This is a genomic window from Bartonella sp. AP9QHHD (assembly GCF_042195625.1).
Lineage (GTDB): Bacteria > Pseudomonadota > Alphaproteobacteria > Rhizobiales > Rhizobiaceae > Bartonella.
On sequence record NZ_JBHIOP010000082.1, the window covers coordinates 151,576 to 170,245 of the forward strand.

The following is an 18,670-nucleotide window of genomic DNA, read 5'->3' on the forward strand; positions in this document are numbered from 1 at the left end:
TATTTATAGCAAGCTAGTTACCGCCATTTGCTTACACCTTAAAAAGGGAGAAGCATGTGGATAAAAACTATAAAAAAGGAGTAAAAAGGCCTCTTATGAACACTCTTAAGTGCTAAAAGCTATTGCAATATTTTGAGCTAGAAAGTGTATGGTGCTCTAACTTTATTTTTCATAAACATAAAGATGGGGAGGCATTATAGATTTTATATTACAACATTCATAAGCACCGTAGTAGCACAAATGTGACAAACATTGAGAAAATTTCTTTAAAACAAGTATGTGAATGCATAATACGATAATGTATTGTTCTTTATGAAATCGTGGCACCATTTAAAGAACCAGAGAAATAAGCATGAAGCCATGCATCAGTCTCTGATTATTTAAAAAGATATTACTCTAGTTACTTTTGAAAACCGTAAAGCCGAATAAAAAAGAAAGTAAAAAAAGCACGCTGATTTTCACCTTTATACCTTTTATATTTTCCCTCAATGAGGTTATGTTTGTATGTCTGTTTCAGAGATTATAAAAAATAGATATACACAATGCTTTTATCCTATTCTGGCATGTAAAAGCTGTTATCGCAAAAAATACTGAACCAATATTTATTTGAGATACGCGGCCGTATGATCGGTATTAATTTATAGGTAACAGCAACATCATGAGCTTTACTAAACAAATAATGCACTCAAATGACAAATATACTAAATATGAATCGGTATTGCTTTGTTAGCGAGTGAAACGATGTTAATCTCATATGATCTTACTTGTATGCGTATATGCTTATAAGTGTCTATACGCGTCCTTTAAAGTTATTTAATTAAAAAATTGAGAATAATACTAGGACAATCCTTGGCTAAAGAAGTCAACGTGATGCTACAAAAGAATTTCTGTGTACCTTTATCATAACCAATATTAAAGCTGATTAAATAACCTCACCTTCTATCTCGTAATGATATTGCAACGGAAGTTCTTGGGGACAAAAAAAGCAGAGCAAAATATATGAAATAAAATAAACTTAAAGCGCTTTTCCTATAGTCTTTATTCTAAGAGAGTCTAATTGGAACAAGAAGTGCCTTTTGTGAGAGCTCAGAAACCATATTAAAACATGAGCTGTGAATGAGCGCATTTATGTTGTACGAACTTTTTACAATAGCAGCATGTTTTTGTGTGTCTTCATGGCTTCAACCTGTCACTACACAATGATGATATAATATTCATTGTTTTCCATATATGATTGCACCGCCTTTCTACACCTTAAAGAACGAATATTTTCAATCCAATATGGTCTAAACAGTTCTGCTTCTTCAAGCAGGTCTCTTTTGGCTTTTCAATTATGTAATTCACTTAACTTAAAGACTCTACAGGCAAGAATCCCAACTTAAGAATATTCATTACTTACTCTAAGACTACTTAATATATTAAGTTTTACGAGTCTCGTATCACCACACCATAAATGGCAATATCTTATGGCACAACAAGATAAAGGTATTTTTGAACCAGCAACCTTTTCTTTATGCAAAAAATTCAATAATAAAACGCTCATAAATAGTAGTAAGTGTTTCTATTGCATCAAGGGCTACACACTCATCTACCATATGCATCGTTTGCCCCGGTAAGCCAAATTCGACCACTGGGCAATAATCCTTAATAAATCGTGCATCTGAAGTACCACCAGAAGTGGAACATTCTGGTATATTCCCTGTTACACTTTTAATAGCATTGGATAAAGTTTGAATGAGTTTATCATTTTTGGTCAAAAAAACATCTCCTAAACTTGGAATCCATTCAAGCTGATAAGAGGGATATTGGTCACCATTGTTTTTTGATTGCACCAAAGCAAGACGCTTTTCAATTTCCTTCATCAGTGTTTCTTTTGTCCAAAGATCATTGTAGCGTATATTAAAATGAACTGTTGTCTGCGCTGGAATAACATTGACCGCTAAATTACCGGTATCGATGCTTGTTAGCTCTAAATTACTGGGTTGAAAATTTTCTGTCCCTTTATCTAAAACGGTTTGTGTCAATGCTTGAATAAGCTTACTTGCCAAAGGCAAGGGATTGGCAGCCCTCTCTGGAAAAGCAACATGACCTTGACGACCCTTCACGGTAATGACACCAGAAATCGATCCGCGGCGACCAATTTTGATAATATCACCAACAGTCTTTACGCTTGTTGGTTCTCCCACAAGAGCCGCAGTCCATTTTTCGCCTTTTTTTTCTGCCCATTTGAGAAGTTTTACCGTACCATTAACAGCAGGCCCCTCTTCGTCACCAGTAATTAAAAGGCTTACCCTTCCTTTAATGGGTCGTTTCTCAAGAACTCGCGCTAGAGCCGCAATAAAACAAGCGATACCACCCTTCATATCAACAGCACCCCGCCCATATAATTTCCCCTGATCTATAACAGCTTCAAAAGGTGGGTAAGTCCAATCTTCCAATGCACCTGGCGGTACGACATCCGTATGACCCGCAAACATAAGATGGGGTCCTTCACTTCCCATTTTTGCATAAAGATTTTCAACATTATCTGTATTTTTATCCGTAAAAACAGGGCGATCGACGTGAAATCCCATTTTTTTCAAAAATTGTTCCAAAGTTGATAAAGCCCCTGCTTCATGAGGTGTAACAGAAGGACAACGAATAAGTGCCTGTAATAGCTGAAGTGGATCTGTAAGAACAGACATAAAAAACCTTCCCATTTTTTTATAAGTCATCGGAACTTAGGGTTATTACGCTGAATTACAAAAAAGATAAAGCAAAACATTGAAGACACTCAGCAAACCAAGCAGGGGAGAACAATCGTGCTGAGAGCTTCAATGGCTTCCTCATTATGCATGAGCAAGCACACACTCAACAAAACACTCAACAAAAAGTTCCGTTAAATATTGCCTTCATTTGAAAGTTTTTTACGCCTCTAAATTATATGAATCAAAATTAATTGCATGCAGTCTAGGAGCATTTTCTTTCAACCAAGCACGATATGTTTTACTATCAGGACATAGCTCTTCACAAAGAGCCCAAAATCTTGGCCCATGATTCATTTCAACAAGATGAGCAACTTCATGGGCAACAACATACTCAACAACTTCTTTTGGTGCCATAATAAGGCGCCAAGAAAAAGAAAGACGCTTATCGATTGAACAAGAGCCCCAACGACTTCTCGTATCTTTATAACAAATGGATTTGACTTTACGCTCTACCTGATGAGCATAATGTGCCACCAAAGGCGTTATAATAAGCGCCGCTTGTTTTTTCAAAACGTCAGCAATGCGTCTTGGGAGATATTCTAATTGACCATAAACAATAATTTCAGGCCCTTGCTCCGCATCTGCTGTAATGATTTCTGTTACCCCACGTCCCTCTCTATGCTTTATGGTATGAGAAACACCCAATAAGGGAATTGTCGCCCCCTCTTTGAGATAAGCATTTTTATGAGAGATTTGTACATGAGCAAGACGTGCCTCAATCCAAGATCGATGCTTTTCAATAAAATTTTCAACCGCATAGAGATTTATTGCTGGTGGTGTTGTTACACAAATCTCCTGACTTCTGGCATCAATACGTAAGGTAAGACGGCGCGCATACTTATTTTCCCGCACCCGTACAGGTACAGAGCGCTCAGAAAAAATAAAATGCTGTTTAGAAATGCTCATATATTTTTATCTTCATCAATAAATGTACCCCTTACTTTGCATTAATCTGATTAATAAAAGATCTCAATACTGTTTCAAGGCAATCTAAATCTTGTGGACGAGAAAAGCGATGATCCGCATCACGAACAAGTGTCAATGTTACATCATGGAGAGGTAAATGATCAAGTAAAGTCAATGTATGCTGATAGGGGATATCTTCATCTTCCATCCCTTGTAGAATATGGACTGGACATCCAACATCAATGCATCCTTTCATAACACAATTTTCGCGCCCATCTTCAATCAATGTTTTTGTAAAGGGCATTGGCTCTGTATCATCAACTGCAGGTCGTTCAATATAGCCTTTCTCCTCCAAAATCTTCCATTCTTCTGGGCCTAATTTTGGTTCCACCAATGTTTGTGTAAAATCAGGTGCTGGAGCAATCAATATCATGCCAGCAAGCTTCTTATTTTTCTGTGCTAGCATCATTGCAAGCCTTAGCGCAATCCACCCCCCCATAGAGGAACCAATCAAAATTTGTGGACCCTCACAATAGGTTTCAAAAGTCGCTAAACTTTCCTTAACCCAACGCGAAATTGTTCCTTGAAAAAAATCACCTTCAGATTCTCCATGTCCAGAATAATCAAAACGTAAACAAGACAAATCATTCTTCTGAGCAAACTGATCAACTAACGTTGCCTTACTTCCTAACATATCGGATTGATAGCCAGGAAGCCAAACCAAACCTGGAGATTGGCGCCCCTTGCGATAGCGTACTGCAAGTGCGGTGTTCTCAAATGAAAAAAACTGACAAGGAATATTTTGATCCATGATTTTTTATCCTCTATAAAACAATTTCTTTAAATTAAGAGAAAAACTTTTATAATCTAAATCATTCCAAAAAGTAATAAATCAAATAATGAAAATAACACGAATTATAGTTGTTTTTAGGTACATAATTGTATATTAAATTAACTGTAGTTGAATCAAAATTTAAGGAGCATAAACCATTCGTAAACCGTTTAAAATGACACCTACCCAAAAAGACGGACCACGTTCAAATCAGGATATTCGGGTACCTCATGTTCAGCTTATCAATGATGAGGGACAACATCAGGGAGTTGTTGCGATACAAGAAGCTCTTGCTATGGCTGCAGATGCGGGACTTGATTTGGTTGAAATTGTACCAAATGCGGAGCCACCTGTATGTAAAATCATCGATTTGGGAAAATTAAAATATCAAACCCAAAAAAAAGCTGCTGAAACACGTAAGAAGCAAAAAGTCATCGAAATCAAAGAGATTAAGATGCGCCCAAATGTTGATGTCCATGATTATGGAGTTAAACTCAAGGCTGTTCATCGCTTTATTGATCATGGTGATAAAGTAAAGATTACTTTGCGTTTTCGTGGTCGTGAGATGGCTCACCAAGATCTTGGATTAAAGCTTCTTCAGCGTGTGAAAGAAGATACAAGTGAAATTGCCAAAATCGAATTGGAGCCAAAGCTTGAAGGCCGGCAAATGATGATGGTGATAGCACCTAAATAGTTTTGCATTGGAATAATATTCGCATGCAATTCATCAAATGAGCGTATAGCTATAATTTAGAAGCACCACATGGAATTTGTTGTGGTGCTTTTAGGGGTTTTATAAGCGTGTATAAATCCTTTTAAGAGTTTAATAATGCTTTATCAATTTATAAGAAGAATTCGTTATTTTGCATATTAATGAGAAAGCTCAAACATTGTAAGGTCTTCTTATTTCAATCTCTCTTATCATGCAATGCGGCAAAATTGTTTGCTTACACATCACAAATGGAGATGATACATAAAATTATTAAAAAAGCAGAAATGTTTTTTGTGAACCATTTCAAGTGCCAAAGACTATCACAATATGGAAATTGGTAAATACAATAGAGAAACTCGCCGGTACCTTTTATTGAAAACTAAAAATAATGATGAACAACGAATTTTCGTTATACCTTTCACAGAAACTTTGCACTACATTCTTCACTCTCACCGTCGTGAAATTGATGTGATGAACCTTGAAAGAAAAAGCTATTTTTGTAAAAAAGATTAAGGGGCTTTTTAATTAAGAGTGTTTCAATCTTGCATAAAATAATGAGAGAATATAGAAGCTCTTCATGGCTAAAAAACAAATTTCCTCTTTTGACAAACATCTTATTATCCGCCTTTTGCGAGAAAATTTTCGTAAACATATGCGTTGGTACAGTGCGGCTATCTTCTCAATGATCATCATTTCTTGTACCACAGCAACCAGTGCATGGATTATGCGGGATGTTGTTAATCAGATTATTGATGCACAAAATTTTCCTATGATTGTTTTGATTTCTAGCTTCATTGCTTTTATCTTTATTCTCAAAGGAGTTGCAACTTTTTTCCAAACTTACTTTCTAAACAAAGCAGGCAATAGTATCATTGCTGAACAACAGCGTAAAATTTTTGCACGACTTATGGAACAAGGAGTCTCTTTTTATCATAATAACACTTCATCTGATCTTCTTGTTCGTGTAACTCATAACGCGACAGCCGTACGTAATATAATTGATACTATTATCACAACTTTTGTACGTGATTTGCTTTCCGTTAGTGGTCTGTTGCTTGTCATGTTCATTCAAAACTTTGTGTTAATCTCCATTACTTTAATTGTAGGACCACTAGCTTTTTTAGGCGTTCGAATGGCTTTAAAACGCGTTCGCAGCTTGATGGAAAAAGAGCTCCTTTCACTTGGTGAAATTATCAAAATCGTACAGGAAACGGCTGTTGGTATTCGAATCATCAAGGCCTTTTCACTAGAAGACGTCATGAAAAAACGGATGGACAAAGCCATTTGTGATGTTGAAAAACAAACAAACAGTATTGCAACACTCGAAGCTATTACCAATCCAATTATGGAAACACTCACGGGTGTTGCCATTGCAGGTATTATTTGTTTTTCCGGTTATCTTGCAACCCAACGCGCAGGTGTTCAAGGTGAATTTATGTCCTTTATTGTTGCTTTACTTTTAGCTTATGAACCCGCAAAAAGACTAGCAAATGTACGTGTTAAAATTGAATCTGGCTTGGTCAATATCCGTACGATGTTTGAAATACTCGATTGTCCCCTTACAGTTGTAGAACATAAAGAAGCTAAAGATCTGAATAAAACGCAAGGAACTATTCGTTTCGAACATGTTTCTTTTGCATACACTAATAACAAAATGATATTGAAAGACATCAACCTAGAAATAAAAGCCGGAAAAATGACAGCATTGGTGGGACCATCCGGTTCGGGAAAATCAACCCTTATCAACCTTATTATGCGCCTCTATGACCCCACAAAAGGACGCATATTGATTAATGATCAAGACATTCGCTACACAACATTTCGCTCTCTGAGAAACCTGATGGCCTATGTAGGACAGGATACTTTTCTCTTTCAAGGAACTGTTAAATATAATATCGGGCTTGGAAAAGAAGGGGCTAGTGATGACGAAATTATCGAAGCAGCAAAAGCAGCAAATGCTCATGACTTTATTATGAGTTTGCCAAATGGTTATGATACACAGATAGGTGATAATGGCTGTAATCTTTCAGGGGGGCAAAAACAACGACTCGCTATCGCTAGAGCAATGATTCACGATAGTGAAATTCTGATTCTTGATGAAGCAACAAGTGCGCTCGATTCACACACCGAAGCACAAATTAATGAAGCTATTCATCACCTTACTAAAGGACGCACAACGATCATTATTGCTCATCGCCTTTCAACGATTGCTCGTGCTCATAAAATTGTGGTCATACAAAATGGACAACTGATTGAACAAGGTACTCAAAAAGAATTGCTAGCAAAAGAACATGGGTTTTATAAAAAACTTCATAATATCCAGTTCAAAAAACATACCCCCTAATTTCTAGATCCTTAAATAAGATTTGAAATAAAAAATGGATAGAAGGTAATGCTCCATTTATAAAAAAAGACTTGTTATCAAGAAAAAGCATTACTTCAATCAAGAAGTGGTAAAGAATTTATGGTTTATTGAAAATAAAATTCTTGGATTTAGATGAAAACTTTACTCGTTGTTTTGTTGAATGCAAAAGATAAGATGTAATTTGCTTATTGCAAATTTTCTTTATATTTATGATGAATCAATCAAAAGCGCTTGTTGTACGTTATAAGAGATATTGGTATATGCATAAAAACTCTTAAGATAAGCAATAAAAATACCTCTACACTTTCAAATGAAAAGATTGTCAGCAACATGAGAAGCTGGAAAATAGAATGATAATGCCGGCTTATAGCTTTAGTAAATACTTATACCTTTATTAATAACGGTAGTGTAGATTTTATACCATTCATAAGAGATACTTTATACCATTTCACAAGCAATCTTATGAAATAGACTCAAGCGCACACTGAGAAATGTTCCTTTAAAACAAGTACATAAACTTGCAACACAATAATGTTATATTTTGGAGTATTCTGTTTGGGGAGCTATTCGTTATAAGAAAAGTGATCTTATTCCAGACACAATAAACAAAATCTAAAATAATAGGTAATTTTTATTATTAAAAAATATTGCTTTAAATGCGTTTGACAATAAAATCGATATCTTATGAATTCTCCGCTTAACGCTTTTGTTTATCACGTTCTTTAATGGAATCATGTCCTTCACGTAAAAACAGAATGCCATTGTGTTGCAAATTCACGTACTTGTTTTAAAGAGACCTCTCTCAAAGTCTTCCCTAAGCCCATTCGCAATAACATTCGTGAATTGTATAACGATAAATCCATTAACCCCCTCTATCTTTACGCTTATGGAGTAACAAGCCGGCACCACTCACACTATTCTGCCAGTCCCTAATGTTGCGACAGCTCTTAGCTCTCGAGATGATTCATAAGAGGCATTTTTAGTTATTTCTTAATAGTTTTATCCACACAGGATTCTCCGCTTGTAGCATACAAGCCGAATGATTTTGATTGATTCAATACGAAAGAGATTCGTACGATATTCAAAGTTCTAATTCAAGTTGAATAACAATAAATTATCTTTATAAATCAATATATTGCACACACTCCATTCTTTAGGCAACAGCACGATATGGGCTTGAAAACAAGGTAAGGTATTTCTCTAAAATAAATATATAGCAGCAAAATAACATACTATCTTTCGTGAAGATTTTGTCCCTTTAGAGAATAGCATAACAAAAATCAAATATTTCAGATATATCTCTTCACGCCTCAACAAAAAGCTTCTTCTTTTATAGGATTTCTAGTCTATGCCTCCTTCCTCAGATTTAGAAATGAGAGACAAAAAACGAAGAAATTGTTTTTTGTAAATTCAATCTTTAATAATCTCTTTCATAAAAGAGACCTATACTAGAATTTTGTTCATTTCCTATGGCACCTTTAGCTTTGAGATGACGCGAAATATCTAAATTAATTGTCCCTTTCGTCGTTCCATCAGACCCTGCTTCAAAACCCAAATAAATATTATTGTGTATGTAGCGTCCAATACGTAAGCCTGTATTCCCCTTCTCATTAACGATAACATCAAGATCATCAAGTCCAATTTTAGTTCGTAAAGTATTCAACAAAGATGTATTAGAACTACCTGCAAGATCAGCCGCTGCTGCTGCAAGTTGAGCAATCTGAAATGGTGATAATTCATTAAGAGAGCGATTAAAAATCAAACGCGCCAAAATCTCATCCTGGGGCAAATTTGGTTGTGATGAAAAATTAATATCAAGATTATCAACCGTCCCACTTACAGTTACAGTGACACGAATATCACCACTGTTATTGTTGGTTACAAAATAAACCGTAGGATTAAGATTACCACTAAAACTCGCTTGTCCTTGATCAAAATTAAGACGTTGCGACAGGATATCAAAACGTCCACGAATCATTCTAAATTCACCAACTGGATGCACATCATTCAATGGACCTGCTAGATTAATGCGTCCTCCCAGTTCAGCATCTAAGCCTTTTCCGCGTACAAAAAATTGATTGCGTGCTGTAATACGCATGTTTGATAGCACGACAGATGAAGATTCTTGTGTAACTATACGGCTTTTGCTTTTGTTCGTGTTCTTAACATCAGCACGTTCAAGTGTTGTTTGAATCGATTTAGTTAAATTCTTATTTCTAACATCAAGAAACTTGGCACTTTTAAAATGATCAGGAACAAAAACTTCAGCTTTTTCAACGATGATATCACCACCAAGAACAAGACTATTTAAAAAATGACCTGTCATTGTCATCTCACCTGATAATGTTGCCAGAATCATAGAACCATCATTATAATTGGCATTATCAAGATGAAATATCAAATCTGTCTCTAGACCATTAGAGATACGACCTGAAGCAGAAATTCCTCCCCCCTCAAACGAAGAAGCTGAAGCTTTTTCTATAAGGATATGATCACCTTTCAATTTGCCTTCAATCGTTATATTATTTAATCCTACATTTGTTTGTGAATCAAAAAAGCTACCGTCGCCTATAGAAATATTTCCTATCAATTGTGGCTTTGATAATGACCCATTAAGAGCTGTATCAATTCTTGCTGTACCCGTTATATGTGCACCACGCTTAGCTAATAAGAGATTAACAAAATCAAGAGGCATTATCCCTTTAACGTTTAATTTTGCCTCTGAACCATTAAGAGATACAGGCCCATGGATGGAAAGATCTAATCCTTTATCTCCAGTAGCTATCATATTTTCAATATGAAATGTCGATTTTTTATAAGAACCACGAGCATTTATATTGATTGACATCGGTCCTTTATGCGTCATAGCGGTTAAATTTTGACTAGAAAGCTCAAAATGAGCAGATGGATCCTTCATTGTTCCACCAATATCAACTTTACCTATCACTGTCCCATCAAGCGCTTGTCCTGCAATAAAACCATTCGCCAAACGTGCAGATAAATTTTGCAAATTAATATGAAGATCAAGCGCATTTTTCTCTAGAGATACACGCCCCTGAGCTTGTGCTTGTACTCCTTCTCCTGTTAAATTTGCATTCAAAGTAAGATTTTGATCTACAGTATTTCCCGTAGCAGAAAGAGAAAAAGGCATAATTTTTTTATCTTGAAAAGCAACGGTTGTCAGTCCCTCACCTTTTATATCGTAAGTTATATCAGGTTTTTTTAAATGACCACGAATCATAACCTGCCCTGTTACACTCCCTGCTGCTCCAAGATCGGATTTCCACAGATTGACTAAAGCAGCAGGAAGCGCATTCATTGTAAGTTGTAAATTCAGGGTATCTTGAATATTTCCTGCTAAAATGATGTTGCCTCCATTTATTGCAATTCCTAATTCATTGATTGTCATTCCATCTTTATCAAAAGAAATTATAGATGGCTTCGGCAATGTTGCATGAAAAGTATGTTGTTTTAAGTCCACAGCTTCAATTTGCACTTCTCGTTTTATACTTTCTGGAAGTTCCTCAACCATTAAACGACCAGAAAGCCTTGCATTGAGAGTATCATGCAACATCGCCTGGACAGTAAAAACCGTTTGTCCATTATTCCTATCAGCGTGAGCATTTAAACGATTGACCATTACCAAAGGTGTTTGAATATGTTCTGCATTGATAACTCCTTCAAACTGAGTCATGCCAAAAGGATCGAATATGTCAGCATCTATTGCCAATTTTTTTATTTTATTCTTGGAAAAATTCAAATGGTTAACATGCGCCTTCACATTGGTTTTTTGTCTGCCATTTTGTTCATCAAAAATAAAATCTCCTTTTACTTTTCCACTACCATCCTGCAAAAATAACGCTGAAAGTACGGAAATATCATCGGCATCAATATGCAGCGCTCCTTTCAAAAAACCGCCAAGTTGTTGAGAAAGATCACCCGTTATTTTTGCACTTCCCCCTCTAATATCGATATTTTCAAGTTTTCGAATTTTATGAGAATCTTCAAAAGAGGCCGATAAATGCAAAGGTTTCTTAGCAAAAATTCCTTCACCTTTTACCACCCCTGTTAAAGAAGTAACTGGTGCTGTATTATCTACAAATGCATCTATGTTAAATGTTGTGTTTTGAAGTTTCTTCCCTACAATTAATGCTTCAGAAATATGGGCACGTGTATTTAGTTTTATATGGCTATTGCGCCCTCTCGCCGTACTTTGAATTGTAAGTGCACCGCTTATCTTTGAGTCTAATTTGGACAAATCAGATATTTGAGCAGATAGATCCATTTTAGCGCTTTCATCTGAAAAATAACCATTAGCCTCTATATTTGTATATTGATTTTTCAAATTAAAATGACGTAAAGTGAAGCCCTTTGTATTTCGAGCAGTGCCACCTGAAAGAGTAGTATTTCCTTTGAATAAACGATCAAAAGACTGCACGCCTATTTTCATATCGTCAGCCATTCCTGATAATTGGAGATCAAAAATGCCACTCAATAAACTGATCGTTCCTTTGGCTTTAATATCTGCATTACCAGAAAGTGATTGTTTACTGAACACTTCCAAAGGAGTTAATGTTTGAGCTTTTAAACCGAGATCGCCTTTAAAAACAAAATTCTCCATTGTCCCTTTTAACCAAGAAGAAAAACCCTGAGCCGTAACACTCAGATCATGAATCAAAATTGGTTTGTTCGAAACAATATCCGTATCTAAATGCACATGAACCGCTTGGCTTAAATTTTCTACTAACGCTCCCTTAATCTTTTTAACCCCTTGAAGCGTCCCTTTAACCTGAACACCAACATGACGAGAAGCTGCATTATCAAGATTTTCGCTTACTCCTCCCATATCAAAAATTGCATCGCGAATATAAATATTTTTATTGCTTAAATGATTTACAACCAACCGCCCATTCCAAGATTGTTGACCTTCGCGACCATAGTCAATGTTCAAAGCAAGAGTATTCGCAGGTTTTGGCACTTCTGATATAGGTAAATGAATAGACTTCTTTTCGTTATCAAGAGCCATTTTGCCATCAACAAAAAGCCGTCGCAAGAATCCATCAGCGGTTATTTCAGCATTGGCTATAACATTCATTGCTTTGTTCTGAATAACCATCTGATCAAGGTGTGTCACACCTTCTTTTGTTCTTCTTGCCTTTGCTTTTAATGTTATATCAGATTCGAAGAGACTACGATATTGAACAGGTATTAAAGGGCTCAGTGTTCCCTCTAATTTCGTAGAAAAACTCTGTCCTTCTGGAACACTTGCAAGAATAACATTACCATCTAAAATAGAATGATGATCGGACTCTAAAGAAAGTTTGATAACCAAATCATCAAAAGTACCATCACCTTTCACGACGAGACTTAATGCTGGACGTTGTTCAATGTTAAAAATATTCGCCAAAATACCATTTTGTGGTTCGTTAGCAGAAATATCAATTTGAGCTGTACGATTACTATCAGATATCTTGGTGAGAACAGAAAAAGAACCCGGTGCATCTAAACGATGCGCCGCTATATCGACATCAAAATTACCACCAGCCAAGGTGAAATTGCCTTTTAAGGACATATCAGCAGAAAAACCAAAAAGATTCTGTTCAAATGTCACATGTTGAGCTGTAAGCGTATTGATAGAAAGAGCAAGCAGTAATTTTGGTAAAGAGAATTTACCAGTCTCAAGGGAAGAAACAAAAGAAGAATTGCCTTGCGGTTTGCGTAAAAATGTAACCTGTTCTGCCGAAAGCTGGTTAATATCCATCCGCCCTCTCAGCAACGCTAGACGATTCCAATCCATTTTAGCATTGGTAATTTTAAGCCAAACCCCTTTTTTATCACTGACAGTAATAGTATCAATTGATGTTTGAGAAGACAGTGTCCCTTGCATATTGTGTAAACGAACTTGACGATTAGGCGCTGAAAGCTTTCGTTCAATTAAAGAAACAAACCATGAGCGATCATCTGTTTTCATTTCGCTAGAGGGAAGAATGTCTCCTCTTTGCGCAAAAACAAAACTACCCACCCCAAAAAACAAAAATACAAAGAAGAAAGCTGATAAACGTACACCTTTTTTCATTAAAATGCTTGCCCTATACCCACATAAAAACCAATGCGAGGGTCACCCTTCTCTCTCTTTAAAGGAAAGGCTAAATCAACGCGTAAAGGACCAAGACCCGTCATATAACGACCTCCTATACCGGCTCCCCATTTAATTTTTTGAGAAAAATCAAAATTCGCCTTTTTCCCTACTAAACCTCCATCAAGAAAACTGACAAACCCTATTTTATCATTTAAAGAAACACGCAATTCTGCTGACCCCTCAATAAGCGCCCGTCCACCAACAACCCCATCATTTTCTGTTTTGATACCAATATTACGGTAAGCATAACCACGAACAGAGCCCCCACCACCAGCAAAAAAAAGCGTATTTGCGGGTACTTGTGCTGTATCATTCCCAAGAATTGTACCAAGCTTTGCCCGCGCAGCAACAACAAAACGATCCCCTTCATCCAACGCCCAATAAGAACGACCTTCTGCTGTTACTTTTGCAACAAAGTTGCTAAAACGCATCTCATAAAAAGGCTCAATGAAAACTTCACCATATAAACCTTTTGTTGCATTAAACTTATTATTACGACTATCGTAAATCAAGCCGCTAGGGAAACCGATTGTTGTAAAATTACGGCTCCCAAAATAGATATCACGTGAATAACCATTTGAAACTTCTACAGCAGCCTGTCCCGATAGATTACCATTAAAAATATGCGTAATACCTAATTTTCCTTTGATGGCTTTTGTCGTATAATTTTCTAAAACATCTTGTTGTATTTTTAATTCTGATCTGAAATCTGTATCTGGCGTGAGTACACCGGGCTTTACAAATGTACCACCGAAAAGATAATCAAAATTTTTAAAATTATATGATTGCTTTTTATTGCTACCAACACCACTTATTTTTGTTTCAATTTTAAGAGTCTCTGCATGACCCAAAAGATTATTATGCATCCAATAAGTCTCAAAACCAGCACCGTCTAAAGTTGAATAGCTACCGCCTACACCAAAACGACGCGGTTTACGTTCTTGTACAACAAGTGCAAGCGGTAAACTACCATCTAGATTAATAGTATCAGCCTCACGTATATTGATAGCACGAAAAACACCAAGGCGCGCAAGACGTTCATTTGCCTTAGCTAACGCATCAGAATCGTATATCTGCCCTGGTTTCAATCCGGTCATCCACGCGATATAAGCTGAATCTACACGTGGTTTCTTACTTATATTACGCACACTTAAAGGACCATAATAAGCCTTTTGTCCAGGACCAACAACAATCCGTCCTTCAACACGCAATGTAGCATGATCAGCCACGACTTCACTCTTCATAATTTTAGCTTTAGCATAACCTTGTTGCCGCCATCCTTCTATCGCCCATTTTTCTGCTTTCAAAATGGTTTCAGATTTAGCAATAGCCCCAAATTTATAGCCCAATTCTTCAATTGTGGGCATTTTATGCGCTTTACGTTTTTCAAACGGAGCTACTTTATCAATATTGGCAATACTAAAAACATATTGTGGACCAGCATTAATTGTAATAACGATATTCGATTGTGCTGGAAGTTGAGTTACCGGACTTAAATCAGCGACTTCTAAGCCATTAATTTTAATACTAATAACACCACCATAGCGTCCATCAGCATAAAGAGCAGAAAGAATTGCTCGATAATCTGAACGCGCCTTGGCGAGCAAACCAGAAGAACTGGCGGATGCTTTCTCTTTATCAGCAACAAGAGAAGAAACAGATTTAACTATTTTTATACCTTCTAATGGTGCACCTGGCGGTGCAACAACATCAACTTTATAAAATTTCTCTGTACTTTTGGTATAATGTGAAGAAGAATTTGTTTTCTTTTGACCAAAAAAAGGGATGCCGAAAAAATCAAATGCAGCAAGTGGCTGTGGAAAAGAAAAAGTAAAACACAAGCCTATAAATACACAGCGCACAGTCCCTGATTTTAACAAAATTCTTGTCTGGTATACCATAAAATCAGATACCTTATAATACACTTTGCATCTACTACGCTTTAAATAATATAAAAATAAGAAAGGTAAATATAATTACTTTGCACATTTTACACGTTTTATCACATCAAATAACACTCTGCGATACATAACGTTATCCTCCCCTTATATTTTCATAAAATTTTGCACTGTTGTATAACACGAACAGCCTCATTCTTTTTTTCTTAACATATTTATTTAGCTTATTATAAATGTTTTATTGCGTCCCATATCATCATGGTTAAATTTGTACAAATGACTTTCCATGGGAATGCTAAAAAACTGCCCACGTATATAGTTCTCTCTATAAAAAAAGCTATAGAGATGCTTCTTGATTTTTATAAATAGATATGATTGTCTCTACCAAGTCTAAAGGGGGAAAATAAATAAATGATCGCACGTATTACAACTGTTGCTTTTCGCGGTCTAGAAGCAGTCCCTGTCGATGTACAGGTTATGATTTCGTCTGGTAAAATAGGAATGGCTATTGTTGGATTAGCTGATAAAGCAGTTGCAGAAAGCCGTGAACGTGTACAAGCAGCCCTCCACGCTTGTGGACTTTCTATGCCTACTAAACGAATTACGATTAATCTTGCACCAGCTGATTTGCCTAAAGAGGGATCGCATTATGATTTGCCAATCGCCGTAGGCTTAATGCTTGCTATGGGAATCCTCCCTCCCGAAGTAGCTCAAGACTATGTCATTTTAGGAGAATTATCACTGGATGGTTCACTTACCGCCGTTAATGGTGTTTTACCAGCTGCCATGACAGCTTTATCACTCGATAAAGGACTGATTTGTCCCTTCCAATGTGGACCTGAAGCAGCATGGGCAAATGCAGAAATAAATATTCTTGCCCCAGAGACTCTGCTCACTATAGTCAACCATTTCAAAGGAACCCAAATTCAAAAACGTCCACAACCGCGCCAATATACTATCGAAACTGAACTTCCAGATCTTTGCGAAATCAAAGGACAAAAAACAGCCAAACGTGCCTTAGAAGTTTGTGCTGCTGGACGCCATAACCTTTTGTTTGTAGGTCCCCCTGGTGCTGGAAAATCTATGCTAGCGCAACGCTTACCTTCCATTTTGCCACCTCTTGATAGCCGTGAGCTTTTAGATGTCTCTCTGATTGCTTCTATTACAGGAGAAACGGTTCATAATACCATTTCACTTCATTGCCCCTTTCGTTCCCCACATCATTCTGCTTCCATGGCCGCAATGATTGGTGGAGGGCTTAAAGGACGACCGGGAGAGGTCTCCCTTGCTCATAATGGTGTGTTATTCCTTGATGAATTGCCTGAATTTTCTCCACGGGTTCTTGATTCTCTTCGTCAACCTTTAGAAAGTGGGGAGTCAGTTATCGCCCGTGCTAATCACCATATTAGCTATCCTGCTCGCTTCCAACTTATTGCCGCAATGAATCCTTGCCGTTGTGGTATGGCAGGCGAAAAAGACCATGTTTGCCCTAAAGGGATACGCTGTCAAATCGATTATCAGTCCCGTATTTCTGGTCCTCTGCTTGACCGAATTGATTTACGGATTGATGTCCCTGCTTTGACGGCTATGGACCTTATGCAACCAGAACAATCAGAAAAAAGCTGCGACGTTGCCAAACGCGTCGCACGGTGCCGTACCATTCAAGCTAAACGTTTTTCAACAATGGGGTTTGATCATATTCGTACCAATGGCGATTGCCCTGCCAAAATTATAGAACAGATTGCCATTCCTGATAAAAGTGCGACCATACTCTTACGAGATGTGAGTGAAAAAATGCACCTCTCCGCACGCGCTTATCATCGCATTCTCAAAGTTGCACGCACAATTGCTGATCTTGACGGATCAGATACTCTTTCACGCTATCATCTCGCAGAAGCTATTTCCTATCGACTAGGCGCAGAAAGATTAACAGCCCTTAATTAAAAAACTACTCATCAAAAAAACTTATTGGAAAATAACGCAAATAAAGTTCTGTAAGTTTACCATCCTCTTCTAGAGATTTCAGCGCATAATTGAGTATATCAACCAATTTTTCATTCTTTTTTGCAACAGCAAGCTGCATTCCTTGCCCCAATAACTGTGGCGCCATATATGCCCCCCCAACAAAATGGCAGCAATCAACAGATTTTTGTTTTTTGAACCATAATGATAAAGCAAATCCATCATCAAAAATAAGGTCAATTTTACGCTCTTGTAATGCTTTATAGAGCTCTTCTCTCTTTTTAAACCCTTGCCATTTGGCTTTAGGAAAATAATATTGAAAGAGTTTTTCGTGAACACTTTTAGACAAAACACCACTGGTTAAATGTATCAATTGATCGCTTATTGGCTCATCGAGATTTAAACGTCGAGAAGCAACAAATCGCGCTGGAAAGCGCAAATATGACTTTGTAAAAACAAGATCTTGCTGGGTTTTACTTGTTTCTTTTAAACCCGCAATAATGACTTCTGCACCACCATTTTTAACATGTTCTACAAGCTCTTTCCAAGGAATCACTTCTATTTCACAAAGCTTCTCTAATTTTAATTTTGAGCAAATAGCACGCAATAAATCGATATTATAACCTGCAAGATACCCCGATTGATCAATAAAATTAAAAGGAGGAAAATCAAAAGTTGTTACAAAACGCAAACGAAAGATATCCGTTGTATCAGGTTGTACCAAATGTTCATGCGAATCAAAAAAAGAAGGCAACCTTTCAGCTTCTGCGTAAGAGGAAAATAGAACCCCCCCCGCTACAAATAAAATACGAATAAAAATATTGTATGGATTATTGAATAAAAAGTACTGTAAACGCAATTGAAGATGTTTCACATATATAGATTTTTTTATTTTCAAAATCTCTCCCCCATTTTTCAAAACTAAGATGCAACACTTCTTAACTATTATCTAACGCACTTCACCAAAATATCTGGCGTTTAATAAATAAAATTCTTGCTATTTTTGAAACCATTGAAAATGCTTAGATTTCTGATGTTAATTTTCCAAAATGAATATATAAAAAGTAATTTTAGAGAAAAGCGATTTAATTTTTTAATATAAGAAATAA

At 36.6% G+C, this 18,670-nt stretch carries 10 protein-coding genes; 3 read left to right on the forward strand and 7 right to left on the reverse strand.

Annotated features, from left to right (window positions below):
* Nucleotides 1-1,511: 1,511 nt before the first annotated feature.
* The 3 genes from dapE to ACFIK4_RS06230 form a co-directional block, all read right to left on the reverse strand.
* Nucleotides 1,512-2,684, reverse strand: coding sequence for a succinyl-diaminopimelate desuccinylase (gene dapE, locus ACFIK4_RS06220; RefSeq protein WP_375652392.1), 1,173 nt, complete (start codon nt 2,682-2,684; stop codon nt 1,512-1,514).
* A gap of 222 nt (nt 2,685-2,906) precedes the next feature.
* Nucleotides 2,907-3,653, reverse strand: coding sequence for a M48 family metallopeptidase (locus ACFIK4_RS06225; protein ID WP_375611379.1), 747 nt, complete (start codon nt 3,651-3,653; stop codon nt 2,907-2,909).
* A 31-nt stretch (nt 3,654-3,684) separates the two neighbouring features.
* Complete coding sequence (locus ACFIK4_RS06230) at nt 3,685-4,464, reverse strand: alpha/beta hydrolase (protein WP_375612802.1); 780 nt, start codon at nt 4,462-4,464, stop codon at nt 3,685-3,687.
* Between the two features lie 196 nt (nt 4,465-4,660).
* Between ACFIK4_RS06230 and infC the strand changes: the two genes are divergently transcribed.
* Nucleotides 4,661-5,179: a translation initiation factor IF-3 gene (infC, locus tag ACFIK4_RS06235; RefSeq protein ID WP_026500140.1), complete on the forward strand. Its 519-nt coding sequence runs from the start codon at nt 4,661-4,663 to the stop codon at nt 5,177-5,179.
* Nucleotides 5,180-5,774: 595 nt separating this feature from the next.
* Nucleotides 5,775-7,541 (forward strand): ABC transporter ATP-binding protein, encoded by a 1,767-nt coding sequence (locus tag ACFIK4_RS06240; protein ID WP_375675467.1) that lies wholly within the window; start codon nt 5,775-5,777, stop codon nt 7,539-7,541.
* 761 nt (nt 7,542-8,302) lie between these two features.
* Here the strand turns inward: ACFIK4_RS06240 and ACFIK4_RS06245 are convergent.
* The 3 genes from ACFIK4_RS06245 to ACFIK4_RS06255 form a co-directional block, all read right to left on the reverse strand.
* Nucleotides 8,303-8,425 carry a hypothetical protein gene (locus ACFIK4_RS06245; protein WP_375611376.1) on the reverse strand — a complete coding sequence of 41 codons (123 nt, stop codon included), beginning with the start codon at nt 8,423-8,425 and terminating at the stop codon, nt 8,303-8,305.
* Between the two features lie 554 nt (nt 8,426-8,979).
* Nucleotides 8,980-13,638, reverse strand: coding sequence for a translocation/assembly module TamB domain-containing protein (locus tag ACFIK4_RS06250; RefSeq protein WP_375675470.1), 4,659 nt, complete (start codon nt 13,636-13,638; stop codon nt 8,980-8,982).
* Nucleotides 13,638-15,602 (reverse strand): autotransporter assembly complex family protein, encoded by a 1,965-nt coding sequence (locus tag ACFIK4_RS06255; RefSeq protein ID WP_375628501.1) that lies wholly within the window; start codon nt 15,600-15,602, stop codon nt 13,638-13,640. The genes ACFIK4_RS06250 and ACFIK4_RS06255 overlap by 1 nt, the downstream gene beginning before the upstream one ends.
* Nucleotides 15,603-16,010: 408 nt before the next feature.
* Between ACFIK4_RS06255 and ACFIK4_RS06260 the strand changes: the two genes are divergently transcribed.
* A complete protein-coding gene (locus ACFIK4_RS06260) occupies nt 16,011-17,543 on the forward strand; it encodes a YifB family Mg chelatase-like AAA ATPase (protein WP_375612798.1) in 1,533 nt (510 codons plus the stop codon).
* Between the two features lie 4 nt (nt 17,544-17,547).
* Here ACFIK4_RS06260 and ACFIK4_RS06265 read toward each other — a convergent pair whose 3' ends face one another.
* Nucleotides 17,548-18,459 carry a transporter substrate-binding domain-containing protein gene (locus tag ACFIK4_RS06265; RefSeq protein ID WP_375675473.1) on the reverse strand — a complete coding sequence of 304 codons (912 nt, stop codon included), beginning with the start codon at nt 18,457-18,459 and terminating at the stop codon, nt 17,548-17,550.
* Nucleotides 18,460-18,670 lie beyond the last annotated feature (211 nt).